This window comes from Delftia sp. NA_296.1 (assembly GCF_052692095.1).
Map to the genome: position 1 here is coordinate 629,755 of NZ_JBQZGF010000001.1, position 17,167 is coordinate 646,921.

Genomic DNA, 17,167 nt, shown 5'->3' on the forward strand with positions numbered 1-17,167 from the left:
GCAGAGAGCGAGGATAAATGGATTTCGGCACCCGGCAGGCAAATCATATGTAAGACAAATCCTACAAACGCCTTTGCTCTATCGTCGGAATGCGTTCTTGCTGAAGACCTCCACGGGCAAACCCTAGACTGCAGGCAGCAAGGTGCTTGCACCCGGCCCCCTGTGCCGAGCCTGCCGGGCCTGCCGGGCCTTGCCGGGCACCAGGGATGGAGGGCGAGGCATTGCACAAGCCCTCATCCATGAAATCAGAAGCGGCAGTTTTGAAACATCAATGAAACGGATGGCGCGGCAGCAGGTGGCGCTGCAGCCCTTCAGCCTCTGGCAGCAGGCTGCGGGGCTTGCACGGGTTTCCCCTCGAGTCGGATGGCATGCCGCTTGCAACAAGCCTGGTGCACTGCCAACCATAACTCTGCAGGAGACACCAACCCATGAGCATCAACCGCCGCCGCTTTTGCGCCGCCCTGCCCGCCCCGCTGGCCGGCCTTGCGCTGCCGCACCAGGGCCTGGCCCAGGAGGCCTTTCCCAGCAAGTCGCTGAAGATCGTCTGCCCCTTCGCGCCCGGCGGCGGTTCGGACTTCATTGCGCGCGTGGCCTCCAACGTGCTCAACGACAGGCTGGGCCAGCCCGTGGTGGTGGAGAACCGGCCGGGCGCCGGTGGCACGCTGGGCACCGAGTACGCGCTGCGCTCGGCGGCCGATGGCTACACGCTGCTGCTGGTGGCGGGCAGCTATACGGTCAACCCTTCGCTGTACAAGCTGCGCTTCGACCCCGTGGCCGACATGACGCCCGTGATCCAGCTGTCCAAAGGCGCCTACGTGGTCTGCGTGAGCCCCCGCGTGCCCGCCAGAAACCTGCAGGAACTGCTGACCTATGCGCGTGAGAACCCGGGCAAGCTGACCTTTGCCTCGGCCGGCAACGGCAGCCATCTTCACATCGTCACCGAGTACCTGTTCGGCATGGCCAAGGTCAAGGCCACGCATGTGCCCTATCGCGGCACGGGCCCGGCCGTGACCGATCTGCTTTCGGGCAACGTGGACATGCTGGTGGCAGGCACTGAGGCGCTGATGCAGCACGTCAAGAGCGGCAAGCTGCACGCCCTGGCCGTGACCACGGCCCAGCGCCTGCCCGCCTATCCCGAGATTCCGTCGGTGGCCGAAAGCGGCCTGCCGGACTATGACGTGGTGGCCTGGCACGGCCTGCTCGCGCCCAAGGGCCTGCCGCCCGCCGTGCTGTCGCGCATCAATGCGGCGTTGGACACCGGCCTCAAGGCGCCGGCACTGCTGGCCCAGCTGGAGCCCACGGGCGTGTCCCCGGCAGGCGGCACACCGGCCCAGTTCGGCGCCCTGATCCAGTCCGAGATTCCCCGCTACGCCAAGGTGGTGAAAGACAACGAAATCCGCGCACAGTAATCGGCGCACAGCAATCGGCTCACGCAGGCCCGAGAATCCATTCGCCCCCATGACGTCCCGCTACAAGAAACCCCTACCCGGCACCACGCTGCACTACATCGACGCCCGCGCCGCCGTCGATGCCCTCTCGCCCGGTGCCTGGGCACGCCTGCCCTACACCGCCCGCGTCCACGCCGAGAACCTCGTGCGCCGCGCCGATCCCGCGCAGCTGGGCAGCTACCTGCTGCAGCTCATCGAACGCCGGCGCGACATCGACTTTCCCTGGTACCCCGTGCGCGTGGTCTGCCACGACATCCTGGGCCAGACGGCCCTGGTGGACCTGGCCGGCCTGCGCGACGCCATCGCGGCCGAAGGCGGCGACCCGGCCCAGGTCAACCCCGTCGTGCCCGTGCAGCTCATCGTGGACCACTCGCTGGCCGTGGAGTGCGGCGGCTTCGATCCCGATGCCTTCGTGAAGAACCGCGCCATCGAGGACCGCCGCAACGAGGACCGCTTCCACTTCATCGAGTGGACGAAGAAGGCCTTCGCCAACGTGGATGTGATCCCTGCGGGGAACGGGATCATGCACCAGATCAATCTGGAGAAGATGTCCCCCGTGGTCACCGTGCAGGGTGGCCTGGCCTTCCCGGACACCTGTGTCGGCACCGACTCGCACACGCCCCATGTCGATGCGCTGGGCGTGATCGCCGTGGGCGTGGGCGGGCTGGAGGCCGAGAACGTCATGCTGGGCCGCGCCTGCTGGATGCGCCTGCCCGAGATCGTGGGCGTGCGCCTCACGGGCCGGCGCCAGGGCGGCATCACCGCCACCGACATCGTGCTGGCCCTGACCGAATTCCTGCGTCAGCAAAAGGTGGTGGGCGCCTATGTGGAATTCTTTGGCGAGGGGGCCGACAGCCTGAGCATTGGCGACCGTGCCACCATCTCCAACATGTGCCCTGAATACGGCGCCACGGCGGCCATGTTCTCCATTGACGACCAGACCCTGGCCTACCTGCGCCTGACCGGCCGCGATGAGGCCCAGGTGCGCCTGGTCGAGGCCTATGCGCGCACCGCAGGTTTCTGGAGCGACAGCCTGGCCGACGCCCAGTACGAGCGCGTGCTGCAGTTCGACCTGTCCACCGTGGTGCGCAACATGGCCGGTCCCTCGAATCCGCACCGGCGCCTGCCCACCTCTGCCCTGGCCGAGCGCGGCATTGCCGATGCCGCAAAACTGCAGGCCGCCCGCGTCCAGGAGGCGCAAGGCCTGATGCCCGATGGGGCCGTCATCATCGCCGCCATCACCAGCTGCACCAACACCAGCAACCCGCGCAACGTCATCGCCGCCGCCTTGCTGGCGCGCAACGCCAACCATCTTGGATTGGTGCGCAAGCCCTGGGTCAAGACCTCGCTGGCGCCGGGCTCCAAGGCCGTGGAGCTGTATCTGAAGGAGGCCGGGCTGCTCACCGAGCTGGAGCAGCTGGGCTTTGGCATCGTCGCCTTTGCCTGCACCACCTGCAACGGCATGAGCGGCGCGCTGGACCCCAGGATCCAGCAGGAAATCATCGAGCGCGATCTCTACGCCACGGCCGTGCTCTCGGGCAACCGCAACTTCGACGGGCGCATCCATCCCCAGGCCAAACAAGCCTTCCTGGCCTCCCCGCCGCTGGTCGTGGCCTATGCGCTGGCGGGCACGGTGCGCTTTGACATCGAGCAGGATGTGCTGGGCGTGGTGGGCGGCCGCGAGATCCGCCTCAAGGACCTGTGGCCCTCCGACGAGGAGATCGACGCCATCGTTGACCAAGCGGTCAAACCTGCGCAATTCCGCGCCGTCTACGAACCCATGTTCGCCATCCGCAAGGACGACGGAGACAAGGCCTCGCCCCAGTACGACTGGCGAGCGCAGTCCACCTACATCCGCCGCCCGCCGTACTGGGACACCGAAGGCGTGGGCGCGCTGGCGGCCTTCCCGCGCACCCTCACCGGCATGCGGCCGCTGGCCCTGCTGCCCGACAACATCACCACCGACCACCTGTCGCCCTCCAACGCCATCCTGGCCGACAGCGCCGCGGGCGAATACCTGGCGCGCATGGGCCTGCCCGAGGAAGACTTCAACTCCTACGCCACCCACCGCGGAGACCACCTCACCGCCATGCGGGCCACCTTCGCCAACCCGCAGCTGGTCAATGAAATGGCCGTCATCGACGGCGTGCAGCACAAGGGATCGCTGGCGCGCATTGAACCCGAAGGGCGCGTGGTGCGCATGTGGGAGGCCATGGAAACCTACCTGAACCGCCGCCAGCCGCTGATCATCATCGCGGGCGCCGACTACGGCCAGGGCAGCTCACGCGACTGGGCAGCCAAGGGCGTGCGCCTGACGGGCGTGGAGGCGGTGGTGGCCGAAGGCTTCGAGCGCATCCACCGCACCAACCTCATCGGCATGGGCGTGCTGCCGCTGCAGTTCGTGCCGGGCACCGACCGCAAGACCCTGGCGCTGGACGGCACGGAGGTCTATGGCGTGGAGGGCGAGCGCACGCCACAGGCACAACTGACGCTGGTGATTGAACGAAGAAGTGGCCAGACGCTGCGCGTGCCGGTGACCTGCCGGCTGGACACGGCCGAGGAGGTATCGGTCTACGAAGCGGGCGGCGTGCTGCAGCGCTTTGCCCAGGACTTTCTTGCACAGACACAGGACGCTTGATGAACACCACACCCCAGATCCGCATTCCCGCCACCTACCTGCGCGGCGGCACCAGCAAGGGCGTGTTCTTTCGCCTGCAAGACCTTCCGGAGGCTGCGCAACAGCCGGGCGTCGTGCGCGACGCCATCCTGCTGCGCGCCCTGGGCAGCCCCGACCCTTACGGCAAGCAGATCGACGGCATGGGCAATGCATCGTCGAGCACCAGCAAGGCCGTGATCCTCTCGGCCAGCACGCGCGAAGGCCATGACGTGGACTACCTGTTCGGCCAGGTCTCCATCGACCGGCCCTTCGTGGACTGGAGCGGCAACTGCGGCAATCTCTCGGCCGCCGTGGGGCCCTGCGCCATCCACATGGGATTGATAGCCCCTGCGCGCATTCCACGCAACGGCACGGCCACCCTCCGCATCTGGCAGGCCAATATCGGCAAGACCATCGTGGCCCATGTGCCCATCACGAACGGCCAGGTGCAGGAGACGGGCGACTTCGAGCTCGATGGCGTGACCTTTCCTGCGGCCGAGGTGGCGTTGGAGTTCCTGGACCCTGCCGATGAGGGAGAGGACGGAGGAGCCATGTTCCCCACGGGCCACCTCGTGGATCGCCTGGATGTGCCTGGCGTGGGCAGCTTTGCAGCCACGCTGATCAATGCGGGCATTCCGACCATCTTCCTGAACGCAAAGGACCTGGGCTACACGGGCTGTGAGCTGCAGGACGCCATCAACGGCGATGCCGAGGCTCTGGCGCGCTTCGAGGCCATACGCGCCCACGGCGCCCTGCAGATGGGCCTGATCCAGGAACTGTCCGAAGCCGCCAGGCGCCAGCACACGCCAAAAATCGCCTTTGTGGCACCGCCAGCGCCCTACACGGCCTCCAGCGGCAAACGCATCGAGGCAGGCGATGTGGACCTGCTGGTGCGCGCCCTGTCCATGGGCAAGCTGCACCACGCCATGATGGGCACGGCGGCGGTGGCCATCGGCACGGCGGCAGCGGTGCCGGGCACGCTGGTGAATCTGGCGGCGGGCGGCGGCGAACGCGGCGCCGTTCGCTTCGGCCATCCCTCCGGCACGCTGCGCGTGGGCGCCGAGGCCCGGTTGTTGAATGGCCAGTGGCAGGTGACCAAGGCCTTGATGAGCCGCAGCGCGCGCATCCTGATGGAAGGCTGGATCAGGGTGCCTGGCGAGGTGTTGAACGCCGCGTGAATGCGCAGGGTCCGGCTTCAGGCCTGGGCCGCACTCACGCCTGGGCTCTCAGCGCCGCTGCGTGCCACGTCTGCAGTTGCTCCAGCGTGTTCGTCGTGCCGCCGCAGGCCACCACCAGCAAGCGCTTGAAGCCCTGCAGCGCAGGTGCGCCTGCGTAGGCCAGGGCCAACGCGGCACCGCAGGCGGGCTCCACATGCAGGCGATGGTCATCAATGAAGCGCAGGCAGGCGTCCAGCGCCTGCGCATCCGTCACCACGGCGCTGCGCACGGGGTGCACCTGCGCCAGATCGAAGGCCCGCTGGCAGACCTGGCGCGCGCCCAGCGAGGTGGCAACGCTGGTGATGCGGTCCAGCAGCACGCGGCGGCCCTGGGCCAGCGACTGCGCCAGGGAGTCCGCGCCGGCCGTCTCCGCGGCAATCACGGGCACATCGGTCCAGCCGTGGCGCTCCAGGCCCTGCACCACGCCGGCCAGCAGGCCGCCGCCGCCCACGGCCAGCACCACGGCGTCGGGCTTGAAGTCGGCAGCAGCCAGCTCATCGACCAGGGTGGAATGCCCCGCCCACAGCAGCGGGTCGTCAAACGGATGGACAAAGGCATCTTCGGCGCCCAACAGGGACTGGGCCAGGGCATTGGCCTCGTCCCAGACGGCGCCATGCACGATCAGCTCGGCGCCCTGGGCACGGATCAGTGCCCGCGCATGCTCGGTCGTGGTTTGCGGTACGACCACGGTGACGGGTATGGACAGCTGCCGCCCGGCATAGGCCACGGCAATGCCCGCATTGCCGCCCGATGAGGCCACAAAGTGCTTCTTGCCCTGGCGCGCCAGGATCTCGCAGGCATGGCCTATGCCGCGCAGCTTGAACGATCCGCAGGGTTGCAGCGCATCCAGCTTGAGCCAGATTTCAGGACCACCGGCATGGCTCAGGGCATGGGACGGGATAAGGGGAGTGAAGGTGTGCAAAGGCATGGGGTGGCAGTGTAGAACTGGCGTTCAGCCGCGATAATCCCTTCGCTTTTCAAATATTCTTTGCGCCATGAGCACAAATCAAGCCCTGCCCCTGTTCGGAGAAATGGCCATCTTCGTCAAGGTGGTGGACACGGGCAGCTTCTCCGAGGCCGCGCGTCAGCTGGGCAGCACGCCATCGGCCACCAGCCGGGGCGTGGCACGGCTGGAAAGGGCGCTGGGCCTGCGCCTGCTGGAACGCACCACGCGCAAGCTGCGCCTGAGCGAAGCCGGCCGCGAGGTGCATGCGCGCTGCCTTGACATGGTGGGCGCCGCCCAGGCCGTCATGGCCGCGTCCCTGCTGCAGGACGCGCAGCCGCGCGGCCTGGTGCGCATCAGCGTGCCCAAGGCCGTGGGCCGTACCGTGGTCCATCCCCACATGCCCGACTTCCTGGCCCTGTACCCGGAGGTCGACGTGCAGATGCGGCTGGAAGACCGCTACATGGACCTGATCGACGACCCGGTGGACCTGGCCATACGCATCACCAACCACCCGCCGCCGGGCCTCATGGGCCGCCACCTGATGGACATCGACCATCTGCTGTGCGCCTCGCCCCAGTACCTGGCCCGGCACGGCACGCCCGTTCATCCGCTGGAGCTCAAGGCCCACAGCTGCATCTACCTGGGGGAGGAGCCCGGCGACGCGCACTGGAAGCTGCGCGGCCATGGCAAGACCGTCACCGTGGCCGTGCGCGGGCGCTATGCCGCCAACCACACCGGTGTGCGGCTGGACGCCGTGCTGCAGCACATCGGCATCGCCAGCCTGCCCCGCTTCACGGCACGCGAGGCCCTGGCGGACGGGCGCATCGTGCAGGTGCTGCCGGACTGGAGCTTCCTGCCCAACTACAGCGGCCAGCTGTGGATTCTTCACCCGCCCACGCGCCACCTGCCGCTCAAGCTGCGCGTGCTGATGGATTTCCTGGCCGAGCGGCTGGCCAGATCCGTTGCGCCGCCGCTTTCGTAGCTCAAACCGGTATAAGCCCACCGCCCCGCACACAGTGCGCACGATGCGCGAACGCAGGCAATGCAACGGCTCAGGGCCTGCACTTCACTCTCCGCCCCCCTGACTGCGCAACCGCCGCCACAGCGTGGCCCGGCTGATGCCCAGGATCTCGCAGGCGCGGCGCTGGTCGCCCTGCACCTGCTCCAGCACCTCGCGCATGCGCTGGCGCTCGGCATCGCGCCGGGCCTCGCGCAATTGCAGTTGCCGCTGCTGTGCGGGCAGGGCCTGAACGGTACCCTGCCCAGCCCCGTCGCATTCAGGAAACAGCTCCCGCAACCGGCCCGTGTCCACGCGGCCCGCGCTGTCACGCAGGTCGTGGCGGCAGGCCAGCAGGCGCTCCACCCAGTTGTCCAGCTCTCGCGCATTGCCGGGCCAGCGGTGCGCGGCGGCCAAATCCAGCAGGGCTTCCAGCAAGGGCTCCAGTGAAGAGGCCTCGGCCTGCAGCGACTGCGTGCGCAAACGTCGCGCAAGCATGGTGCTGGCCAGGGCCTGGACATCGCCCTGTCCGCGTTCGTGCAGTCCGGGCATGGCCAGGCGCAGCACGGCCAGGCGGTAGAACAGGTCGCGCCTGAATTCACCGCGCTCGACCAGGGTCGCCAGATCGGCATGCGTGGCGGCGATGACGCGCAGGTCCACGGGCACGGACGTGGTGGAGCCCACGCGCAGCACTTCGCGCTCCTGCAGCACGCGCAGCAGGCGGGACTGCAGGGCCAGCGGCATGTCCCCGATCTCGTCCAAGAACAAGGTGCCCGTATGGGCTGCCTCGATCAGCCCGGTCTTGCCGCCGCGCCGCGCGCCGGTGAAAGCGCCTTCGTCGTAGCCGAAGAGTTCGCTCTCCAGCAGGCTTTCCCCCAGGGCCGCGCAGTTGACGGCCAGAAAGGGCTGGGCGGCGCGCCGGCTCGCGCGGTGCATGCCCTGGGCCAGCAGCTCCTTGCCCGTGCCGCTGTCGCCCTGGATGAGCACGGTGGCATCGCTGGCAGCGAACTGGCGCGCCAGGCGGCGCACGCGCTGGGCGGGTTCGCTGTCGCCCGCGTAGTCTTCGATGCGCCAGCGCACGCCCGCGCCGCGCAGGCTGCGGTTGGCGCGCAGGTGGCGGTCGGCGCGCTGGATGGTGGCGGGGTCGCGGCAGACCAGCAAGGCGCCCGTGAGCTGGCCGTTTTCCACGATGGGCGCGCGCCGTACCACCAGGGTGCGCATGGCCAGCTGGACCACGTCTTCACTGCCTTCGGGCTCCAGGGACTGCGACTGCAGCGCCTGTGCCAGCGCCAGCGCGGGCGCCACCTCGTCCAGCAGCCGGCCATGCAGCGCCCTGGCGGGCGCGCCCAGCAGGGCCGCCATGGTGGGGTTCAGTGCCTGGATGCAGCCTTGCGTATCCACGGCGACCACGCCGTCCTGCAACTGGCCAAGCACGGTTTCCAGCCGCTGGTGGCGGGCACGCTCGGCATGGCGGTGGCGGGCCAGCAGCACCGCGTCGCGCAGGGCCTGCAGCACGGCGCCGTCGGAGTACAGCAGCACGCTGGGAATGCCGGCCTGCTCGGCCAGGTCGGCAACCAGCCCTGGCGCGACCACGGCACCCACGCCTGCGGCCTGCAGCGCACGCACGCAGGCCTGGGCATCCTCGGGCCCGTGGTAGCTGAACTGGGCAATGCCGGCGCCGAACAGCGCGTCGAACTGGGCCAGGTGCGGCGAGGGATGGTCGAACGACACCAGCCCGATGCGCGGCGTGCCGCCCGCCTGCGCCAATTCCCGCGCGCTGGCCAGCGCCTGCAGCAGATCGAAGCCGCGCACCTCGATCATGACCACGGGAATGTCGACATGCTCGCGCACCCAGGCACCACTGGCGCCGGCGGCCACCAGCGCGTCTATGGGCTCGACCGCCTGCAGCGCGCGCACGGCCTGCACGGCGTCGTCAAAGGCCGCGCTGACATGCTCCACACGCACCTGGTCACCCACCGCCAGGGACATGCGCTCCAGCACGCGCCCGATGCGATGGCGGCCTATGGTGACGACACGGGGCCATGCCGCGCGGGGGCCGGACGGGGTTCCAGGGACAGGGGGCACGACTGATTCATTCATGCAACCGATTATTTCATTCATGCAACATCGCGCTGAATGAATCCAGCAGCAGGTTCCGCCTCATCCTCTTGCGAACTGAAAAATTCATTCAGATCAATGGCTTGCAATAACAAGGGTTTACCCTTTATTGCCATGGCATGCAGCTTGCAAACAAGGCCGGCGTTTCAATCATTTCAAGTATTTCCAGGAGACTCCCCATGCACCAGCCATCCCGCCTGCCCCGCCGCACCGCCCTGGCCGCCCTGCTTGCCACCGTGCTGCCGCTGGCCGGCGTGTCGTTTGCCGCGCCTGCCGCCGATGCCTGGCCCACCCGCCCCATCCGCCTGGTGGTGCCGTTCTCCGCAGGCGGCGCCAACGACCTGATGGCCCGCTCGGCCGCCGAAGGTGCGTCCAAAATCCTGGGCCAGCCCGTGGTCATCGACAACCGCGCAGGCGCAGGCGGCACCGTGGGCGCCGACATCGTGGCCAAGGCCCAGCCAGATGGCTACACCCTGCTGGTGAGCGCGGCCGGCGTGATCTCCAACAGCATGATCAAGAAGACCATGCCGTTCAAGGACGATGCGCTGGTGCCCGTGGCCATGATCGGACTGGCGCCTTCGGTGATCGTGGTTCCCAAGAACGCGCCCTACCAGAACCTGCGCGATTTCGTCGAGGCATCGAAGAAGGGCCAGGGCTTCAATTTCGCCACGGCCGGCACGGGCAGCACGCCGCATTTCGTGGCCGAGATGCTGAACGTGAAGTACGGCGCACAGCTGCAGCCCGTGCCCTACAAGAGCGGATCGGAAAGCACGACGGCCGTGCTGGGCGGCCAGGTGGAGGGCACGTCGGAGGCCAGCATCATCGCCCTGCCCCACATCCTCAATGAGGGCAAGTTCAAGGCCCTGGCCACCACCTGGACGCAGCGCATCTCCGCCTATCCGCAACTTTCCACGGCCGTGGAGCAGGGCTTTGCCGAGCTGCAGATCGCGCACTGGGCCGGCATCCATGCGCCCAAGGGAACGCCGGCCGCCATCCTGGACAAGCTGGCCGCCGCCGTGGACCAGGCCATGAAGGAGCCGGTCACCGTGGAGAAGCTCAAGGGCCTGGGCATCGAGCCCATCGGCGGCACGCGCGCCGAGTTCGTGAAATTCACCGATGCCGAGCGCAAGCGCCTGGGCGATATCGTCAAGGCCGCGAAGATGCAGGAAAAGTGAGCCGCTCCCGCCACAACCACGGATCCCAACCGAGACAAGACACCATGAATACCCGCCGCAACACCCTCCGCCTGAGCTTGGGACTGGCCCTGAGCGCCACCGCCGCCGCTGCGGCCCTGCTCGCCGCCCCCGCCACCGCCGTGGCCCAGGGCGCAGATGCCTGGCCCTCGCGCCCCATCAAGCTCATCGTGCCCTATGCGGCCGGCGGCTTTGCCGATACGCGGGCCCGCAAGATCGCCGACAAGATAGGCCAGAGCCTGGGCCAGCCCATCGTGATCGACAACCGCGGCGGCGCAGGCGGCGTGACGGGCACGGATGCCATCGCCAAGGCCACGGACAGCCACACTTTCGGCTTCGGCTCGCCAGGTCCGCTGGTGACCAATCCCATGCTGATGAAAAAGCTGCCCTACAACGCCGCACGCGACCTGCAGCCCATCATCCTGATCGAAGAGGCGCCGCTGATCCTGACCACGGCGCCCAACCAGCCGTTCAAGACCGTGGCCGAGCTGGTGGCTGCAGCCAAGACCAAGCCGGGCACGCTGACCTATGGATCGTCGGGCGTGGGCGGTGCCCACCACCTGTCGGGCGAGCTGCTGGCCTTCCAGACGCGCACGGACATGGTCCATGTGCCCTACAAGGGCGGCGCGCTGGCAGCCACCGACCTGATGGGCGGCCACCTGGCCTTCATGTTCGAGATGGGATATGCGGCCCTGCCCGCCATACAGGGCGACAAGGTCAAGGCGCTGGCCGTGTCCAGCAAGCAGCGGCTGAAGGTGCTGCCCAGCGTGCCCACGCTGGATGAGGCGGGCATCAAGGGCTTCGAGTCGTACAACTGGCTGGGCATGATCGCGCCGGCCAGCACGCCGCCGGCCGTGATCGAGCGCCTGAACAAGGCCGTGAACGAGGCACTCAAGGACGCCGAGGTGCGCGCCATGATCGAGAACACGGGCGGCATGGTCATGGGCGGCACGCCCCAGGCCTACGGCAAGTTCATCGAGGCCGAGCGCACCAAGTGGGGCCCGGTGATCAAGAACGCCAACATCACGCTGGACTGAGCACCAGCCCGCGCATCGCTTTTTCCCATTCGACAGAACCATCCATGAACACCAAGCAACAACTCAAGGCCCTGGCCGAAGCGCGCCGCGGCGTGCTCGTGCCCGGCGCATTCAACGCGCTGTCCGCGCGCGTCGTGGCCGATCTCGGCTTCGAGGCCATCTATGTGACCGGAGCCGGCGTGACCAATATGTGGTTCGGCCTGCCCGACCAGGCCTTCATGGGCCTGACCGACATCGCCGACCACACGGCCCGCATCCGCGACGCCGTGGATCTGCCGCTGATCGTCGATGCCGACACCGGCTTCGGCAACGCGCTCAACACCTACCACGCCGTGCGCACGCTGGAGCGCGCAGGCGCCGACTGCATCCAGATCGAAGACCAGATCAGCCCCAAGCGCTGCGGCCATTTCAATGGCAAGGAAGTGATTTCCACCGACGAGATGCTGGGCAAGATCAAGGCCGCCGTGGACGCGCGCCGCGACCAGGGCACGCTGATCATGGCGCGCACCGATGCCTGCGCCACCCAAGGCTTCGAGGCCGCCGTCGAGCGCGCCCAGCGCTTTGCCGAGGCGGGAGCCGACATCCTCTTCGTGGAAGCCGTGACCCAGGCCGAAGAAATCCGCGCCCTGCCCCAGCGCCTGTCCACGCCGCAGCTGATGAACATGGTGATCGGAGGCAAGACGCCCATCACCGACGCGGGCGAGCTGGCAGACCTGGGCTATGGCCTGGTGCTGTATGCCAATGCCGCGCTGCAAGGCGCCGTGGCCGGCATGCAAAAGGCGCTGGGCCAGCTGCGCAACGAGCGCAGGGTGGACGAGAACCCCGCTGTGGTCGCCCCCTTTGCCGAGCGCCAGCGCCTGGTCAACAAGCCGTTCTGGGACGCGCTGGAAAAGAAGTACGAGTGAAGCACGAGTGAAGTTCGAGCGAGGGCGGGCTGGCACAGCGCCGCTCAGCCGCTCGCAGGCGCCTTCCACCCCTTGAGCGTCAACTCCAGCGCCTGCAGCGCCTGCTGCAGGCGTTCGGGGGGCGCCCCTTCCTCGGCAATCCAGAACGCGGATTCCACCAGGCAGCCATTGAGCAGGCGCGACATGGCCAGAGGATTGGCACGCACGATCACGCCGCGCTCCATGAGCTGCTCCAGATAGCCGGCCACGAAGGCGATGCAGGCGCGGTGCTGCTCGCCCTGGTCCGTGCCCGTGAGCACGGCGCGCGCATCCTGCAGCACGATGCGGCGTATCTCGCCCTCCTGCGCCATGGCCAGGTAGGCGCGGCAGTAGGCCAGGAAGCCCTCCCAGGGGTCGGCATGGTCGGCCAGCACCTGCTCCAGGCGTGCGTCCATCTCGGCATCCATCTGCGCCACCACGGCGGCCAGCAGGCCCGGCTTGCCACCGAAATGGTGGTACAGCGCGCCGCGCGTCAGGCCGGCCTTGGCCGTCAATTCGTCCATGGAGGCCTGGGAATAGCCCTGGCTGCCAAAGGCCTCGCGCGCAGCCTCGATGAGCTTGGCGCGTGTCTCCTCGATCATGCTGGCCCGGCTTTTGCGCATGGCGCACTCCATTCACATACAAAACGTATGCCAATGATACGGCGCGTCACGGGCAACCCGTAGAATCGCTGACATACGCCGCGTATGTGATTGCAGCGGCCTGTCCGTTTTCCGAGGTTTCCATGTTCCACGCCTACCGCCAGCTGTTCACCCGGCCCGGCACGGCCGCCTTTGTGCTGGCCGGTCTCCTGGCCCGCCTGCCCCTGTCGATGACGGGTATCGGCCTGATCACCATGCTGTCCCAGCAGCGCGGCGCCTACACGCTGGCCGGCGCGGTGGCGGCCTGCTTTGCGCTGTCCATTGCGGTGCTGGCGCCCCGCATCTCGGCCCTGGTGGACCGCCATGGCCAGCGCAAGGTCCTGCCCTGGGCAGCGGCCGTGAGTGCTGCCGCCATGTTTGCGCTGCTGGCCTGCGCGCATTGGCAGGGGCCGGATTGGCTGCTGCTGGTGCTGGCAGCGCTGGTGGGTGCCCTGCCCAGCATGCCGGCCATGGTGCGTGCGCGCTGGACCGTGCTGCTGCGCGGCACGCCCCAGCTGCAGACGGCCTATGCGCTGGAGGCCGTGCTGGACGATGTCTGCTTCATCGTCGGCCCGCCGCTGTCGGTGGGTTTGAGCATGGTGCTGTTCCCCGAGGCCGGGCCGCTGGCCGCCTCCTTGCTGCTGCTGGTGGGCGTGGCGCTGTTCGTGGCCCAGCGCCGCACAGAGCCACCCGTGGACACATCACAGCAGCGCACGCGCCAGCAGTCGCTGGCCCGCCATCCCGTGGTGCGCACGCTGGCGCTGTTCATGCTGGCCCAGGGCATCATCGTGGGCACCATCGACGTGGCCAGCGTGGCCTTTGCCACGCAGCAGGGCCAGCCGGCGGCGGCCAGCATCGTGCTCTCGTTCTATGCGCTGGGCTCCTGCGTGATGGGACTGGTGTTCGGCACGCTGCGCCTGAATGCACCGCTGCACCGCCAGATTGCCTGGGTGGGCGCCTCGGTGTGCATCACGGCCGTGCCCCTGCTGCTGGCCACCAATGTGTTCACGCTGACCCTGGCCGTGTTGCTGGCCGGCATTACCTTCGGGCCGACCATCACCGTGGCCATGGGCCTGGTGGAGCAGCAGGTGCCGCACCAGCGCCTGACCGAAGGCATGACCTGGCTGCTGACCGGCATTGCCATGGGCGTGGCCCTGGGCGCGGCCGCCGCAGGCTGGGCCACCGACCTGTGGGGTGCGCGCATTTCCTTCGTGGTGGCGCTGCTGGCCGGTGTCGCCATGTGGGCCCTGGGCGTGCTGGCCGCACGCCAGGCACGAGCGAAAGAGAGCCCGCCTGCCGAAGACGCAGCCGCCGCCTGCACCTGAACACGGCCGCAACGCCCGCGCCAGCCCAGACCGCTCAGGCCGTGGCCATCAAGGCCAGCAGCTCGGCCAGGCGCTGGCGCATCCACAGCGCTTCGGCCCCGGGCGCCAGCCCTTCCAGCCACAGCATGCGCACGGTCAGCGGCGGCGGCGCAAGCCCCTCGCAGGCGCGTTGCCGCAGATGCGGGCGCAGATCGCCGAACTCGGCAATGTTGACCGGCAGGATGGCCCAGCCCAGGCCGTCGGCCACCATGTCGGCAATCACATAGAAGCTGTTGGAGCGCCAGACGGCGGGACTGAGCACGGTGTCCTCCACGCCCTCGATGTGCATCAGCAGCTGGCGGTGCGCGGCCAGCTGCCTGCGCGTGAGGGCCGCCGTGCCATCGAGCACATGGCCCTTGGCCACGCAAATGGTCTGCGGCACGCTGCCGATATGGCGCTGGGCACAGGTGGCCGGCGCAGGCGCTCGGTCGAACTGGAAGGCAATCTGGGCACGCTGCGCCGCCACATGCTCGGCCACTTCGGAGGCCGTGCCGTTCAGGACGGTCAGCTCCATGGCCGGAAAGCGCGCCGCCAGCTCCTTGAACAGCTGGGCCAGCGGCACATAGGGCAGCGCCTCGTCCAGCGCAACGGCCAGGCGTGCCTGCCCGCCTGTGGCCAGGGCGCGGGCGCGGTGGTCCATGGCCTGGGCCTGGTGCAGCAGGGACCGGGCCTCCAGCAGCATCACCTCCCCTGCCGCCGTCAACTGCACGCGGCGCCCCACGCGGTCGAAGAGCTCCAGCCCCAGGTCTGCTTCCAGCAGGCCGATGGCCGTGCTCACGGCCGACTGCGCACGCCCCAGGCGACGGGCGGCCTCGGTCATGGTGCCGGCTTCGGCCACCGCCACAAAATGCTTCAGCCTGTCGAGTGTCCATTCCATCCATCAATTTTATGGATGGAATCAAACTTTGATGAATCATTTCATTGATGGAAACTGTGGTTTTCATCAAGAAGGAAGCCCTGGCCCACAAGGCCCGGGGCAAACAGGTGCTTTATGGCGTTCACAACGCAAACCCAGAACCCCGTTTCGGGGCATCTTCCAAAATCCCAGGCGGCCGATCCGCGCCGCTGGCTGGTGCTGGCCATCGTCTCGGTGGCGCTGCTGCTCATCGTCATCGACATGACGGTGCTCTACACGGCGCTTCCGCGCCTGACACATGACCTGGCGGCCACGGCCTCGGCCAAGCTGTGGATCGTCAACATCTACGCCCTGGTGGTCTCCGGCCTGCTGCTGGGCATGGGCACGCTGGGCGACAGGCTCGGCCACAAGCGGCTGTTCATGGCCGGGCTGTGCGTGTTCGGCGTGGCATCGCTGTGCGCGGCCTTTGCGCCCTCGCCTGCCTTGCTGATTGCAGCACGTGCGCTGCTGGGAGTGGGCGCGGCGATGATGATGCCGGCCACGCTGTCCCTGATCCGCCTGAGCTTTGCCGATGAGCGCGAGCGCGCGCTGGCCATCGGCATCTGGGCCTCGGTGGCCTCGGGCGGTGCGGCCTTCGGGCCGGTGGTGGGCGGGCTGCTGCTCGAATACTTCTGGTGGGGCTCGGTGTTTCTGATCAATGTGCCCATCGTGCTGCTCGCCCTGCCCCTGGCCGGCTGGCTGATTCCCGCAGGCACGGCCACCTCGCAGCGGCCCTGGGACTTCATCGGCTCATTGCAGGTCATGGCAGGCCTGGTGGGCAGCACCTACGCCATCAAGGAAGCCGGCAAACAATCGCCCGACTGGGCCCTGGCCGCCGCGACCCTGGTGCTGGGCCTGGGCTTTCTCGCGCTGTTCGTGCGGCGCCAGCGCCTCAGCAGCGACCCGCTGCTGGACTTTGCGCTGTTCCGCAACCCGGCGTTTACCACGGCCGTGGCCTCGGCCCTGGTGGCAGCGGCCGCGCTGATCGGCATGGAACTCGTGTTCAGCCAGCGCCTGCAACTGGTGCAGGGACTGTCGCCACTGCTGGCCGGCCTGGCCGTGCTGCCGCTGCCGCTGGCCGCCTTTGTGGCCGGCCCCGTGGCAGGCCACTGGCTGCCACGCCTGGGCGGCGCGCGCATGCTGCCGGCAGCGCTGCTGCTGTCGGGCCTGGGCATGGGCGGCTATCTGCTGGTCCACGACATGGGCTGGTGGCCGCAGGCGGCAGCGCTGGCCGTGCTGGGCCTGGGCATAGGCGCGGCCATGACCACGGCGTCGAGCACCATCATGCAAAGCGCTCCCGCGGACCGTGCCGGCATGGCGGCCTCGGTCGAGGAGGTGTCATACGAGCTGGGTGGCGCACTGGGCGTGACGCTGATGGGCAGCCTGCTGTCGGCCGTCTATGCAGGCTCACTGCGCCTGCCGGAGGGCCTGGCCCTGCCCGATTCCGTGCGCGACAGCCTGGACGAAGCCCTGCTGGCTGCCGATCAGCTGATGCCCCAGGCCGCGCACCAGTTGACCGAGCTGGCACGCACGGCCTTCGGCCAGGGTTTCAGCGCCGTGATCGCCAGCGCCACGCTGCTGCTGGTCTGCACGGCACTGTGGACGGGCTGGCGGCTGCGCGCTCAGCGCCGCTGAGCCGTCGCCTTCCTCTCGAAAAGCAAAAAGCCCCGTTCGGGGCTTTTTGCGTTGCGTGCACATGGTGTGCACATGGCGTGCACACGTCGTACCTGCG

General features: G+C 68.3%; 13 protein-coding genes. 9 read left to right on the top strand and 4 right to left on the bottom strand.

The annotated features are described in order from the left end of the window. The first annotated feature begins 428 nt into the window (after positions 1-428). The 3 genes from ACUTR7_RS03000 to prpF are packed head-to-tail and all read left to right on the top strand — an operon-like array spanning position 429 to position 5,282. On the top strand, positions 429-1,409 hold the full coding sequence (locus ACUTR7_RS03000) for a tripartite tricarboxylate transporter substrate binding protein (RefSeq protein WP_013802568.1): 981 nt from the start codon (positions 429-431) through the stop codon (positions 1,407-1,409). A 49-nt stretch (positions 1,410-1,458) separates the two neighbouring features. Continuing rightward, positions 1,459-4,086 carry a Fe/S-dependent 2-methylisocitrate dehydratase AcnD gene (acnD, locus tag ACUTR7_RS03005; protein WP_445608085.1) on the top strand — a complete coding sequence of 876 codons (2,628 nt, stop codon included), beginning with the start codon at positions 1,459-1,461 and terminating at the stop codon, positions 4,084-4,086. Beyond that, positions 4,086-5,282, top strand: coding sequence for a 2-methylaconitate cis-trans isomerase PrpF (gene prpF, locus ACUTR7_RS03010; protein WP_445608086.1), 1,197 nt, complete (start codon positions 4,086-4,088; stop codon positions 5,280-5,282). Before acnD ends, prpF begins: the two co-directional genes overlap by 1 nt. 34 nt (positions 5,283-5,316) lie before the next feature. On the opposite strand, the gene ACUTR7_RS03015 is transcribed toward prpF, so the two are convergent. After that, entirely contained in the window at positions 5,317-6,249 is a 933-nt protein-coding gene (locus ACUTR7_RS03015) for a pyridoxal-phosphate dependent enzyme (RefSeq protein ID WP_445608087.1), read from the bottom strand. A gap of 67 nt (positions 6,250-6,316) precedes the next feature. Here ACUTR7_RS03015 and ACUTR7_RS03020 point away from each other — a divergent pair, with 67 nt between their 5' ends. Beyond that, the gene (locus tag ACUTR7_RS03020) at positions 6,317-7,249 is read left to right on the top strand and encodes a LysR family transcriptional regulator (protein WP_445608088.1); all 933 of its coding nucleotides are present in this window, start codon (positions 6,317-6,319) and stop codon (positions 7,247-7,249) included. An 84-nt stretch (positions 7,250-7,333) separates the two neighbouring features. On the opposite strand, the gene prpR is transcribed toward ACUTR7_RS03020, so the two are convergent. Continuing rightward, the gene (gene prpR / locus ACUTR7_RS03025; protein ID WP_445608089.1) at positions 7,334-9,385 is read right to left on the bottom strand and encodes a propionate catabolism operon regulatory protein PrpR; all 2,052 of its coding nucleotides are present in this window, start codon (positions 9,383-9,385) and stop codon (positions 7,334-7,336) included. A 176-nt stretch (positions 9,386-9,561) separates the two neighbouring features. Between prpR and ACUTR7_RS03030 the strand changes: the two genes are divergently transcribed. From ACUTR7_RS03030 to ACUTR7_RS03040, 3 genes are read left to right on the top strand one after another with little or no spacing between them, the layout of a single operon-like run. Continuing rightward, the gene (locus ACUTR7_RS03030; RefSeq protein WP_445608090.1) at positions 9,562-10,557 is read left to right on the top strand and encodes a Bug family tripartite tricarboxylate transporter substrate binding protein; all 996 of its coding nucleotides are present in this window, start codon (positions 9,562-9,564) and stop codon (positions 10,555-10,557) included. Between the two features lie 44 nt (positions 10,558-10,601). After that, complete coding sequence (locus ACUTR7_RS03035; RefSeq protein ID WP_445608091.1) at positions 10,602-11,612, top strand: Bug family tripartite tricarboxylate transporter substrate binding protein; 1,011 nt, start codon at positions 10,602-10,604, stop codon at positions 11,610-11,612. Positions 11,613-11,656: 44 nt separating this feature from the next. Beyond that, the gene (locus tag ACUTR7_RS03040) at positions 11,657-12,517 is read left to right on the top strand and encodes an isocitrate lyase/PEP mutase family protein (RefSeq protein ID WP_154834398.1); all 861 of its coding nucleotides are present in this window, start codon (positions 11,657-11,659) and stop codon (positions 12,515-12,517) included. Positions 12,518-12,561: 44 nt separating this feature from the next. On the opposite strand, the gene ACUTR7_RS03045 is transcribed toward ACUTR7_RS03040, so the two are convergent. Continuing rightward, complete coding sequence (locus ACUTR7_RS03045; protein ID WP_445608092.1) at positions 12,562-13,158, bottom strand: TetR/AcrR family transcriptional regulator; 597 nt, start codon at positions 13,156-13,158, stop codon at positions 12,562-12,564. A gap of 122 nt (positions 13,159-13,280) precedes the next feature. Here ACUTR7_RS03045 and ACUTR7_RS03050 point away from each other — a divergent pair, with 122 nt between their 5' ends. Next, on the top strand, positions 13,281-14,501 hold the full coding sequence (locus tag ACUTR7_RS03050) for an MFS transporter (protein ID WP_445608093.1): 1,221 nt from the start codon (positions 13,281-13,283) through the stop codon (positions 14,499-14,501). 34 nt (positions 14,502-14,535) lie between these two features. Here ACUTR7_RS03050 and ACUTR7_RS03055 read toward each other — a convergent pair whose 3' ends face one another. Further along, positions 14,536-15,417, bottom strand: coding sequence for a LysR family transcriptional regulator (locus ACUTR7_RS03055; RefSeq protein ID WP_445608094.1), 882 nt, complete (start codon positions 15,415-15,417; stop codon positions 14,536-14,538). A 114-nt stretch (positions 15,418-15,531) separates the two neighbouring features. Between ACUTR7_RS03055 and ACUTR7_RS03060 the strand changes: the two genes are divergently transcribed. Further along, positions 15,532-17,070 (top strand): MFS transporter, encoded by a 1,539-nt coding sequence (locus ACUTR7_RS03060; protein ID WP_445608095.1) that lies wholly within the window; start codon positions 15,532-15,534, stop codon positions 17,068-17,070. The last annotated feature ends 97 nt before the right edge of the window (positions 17,071-17,167 follow it).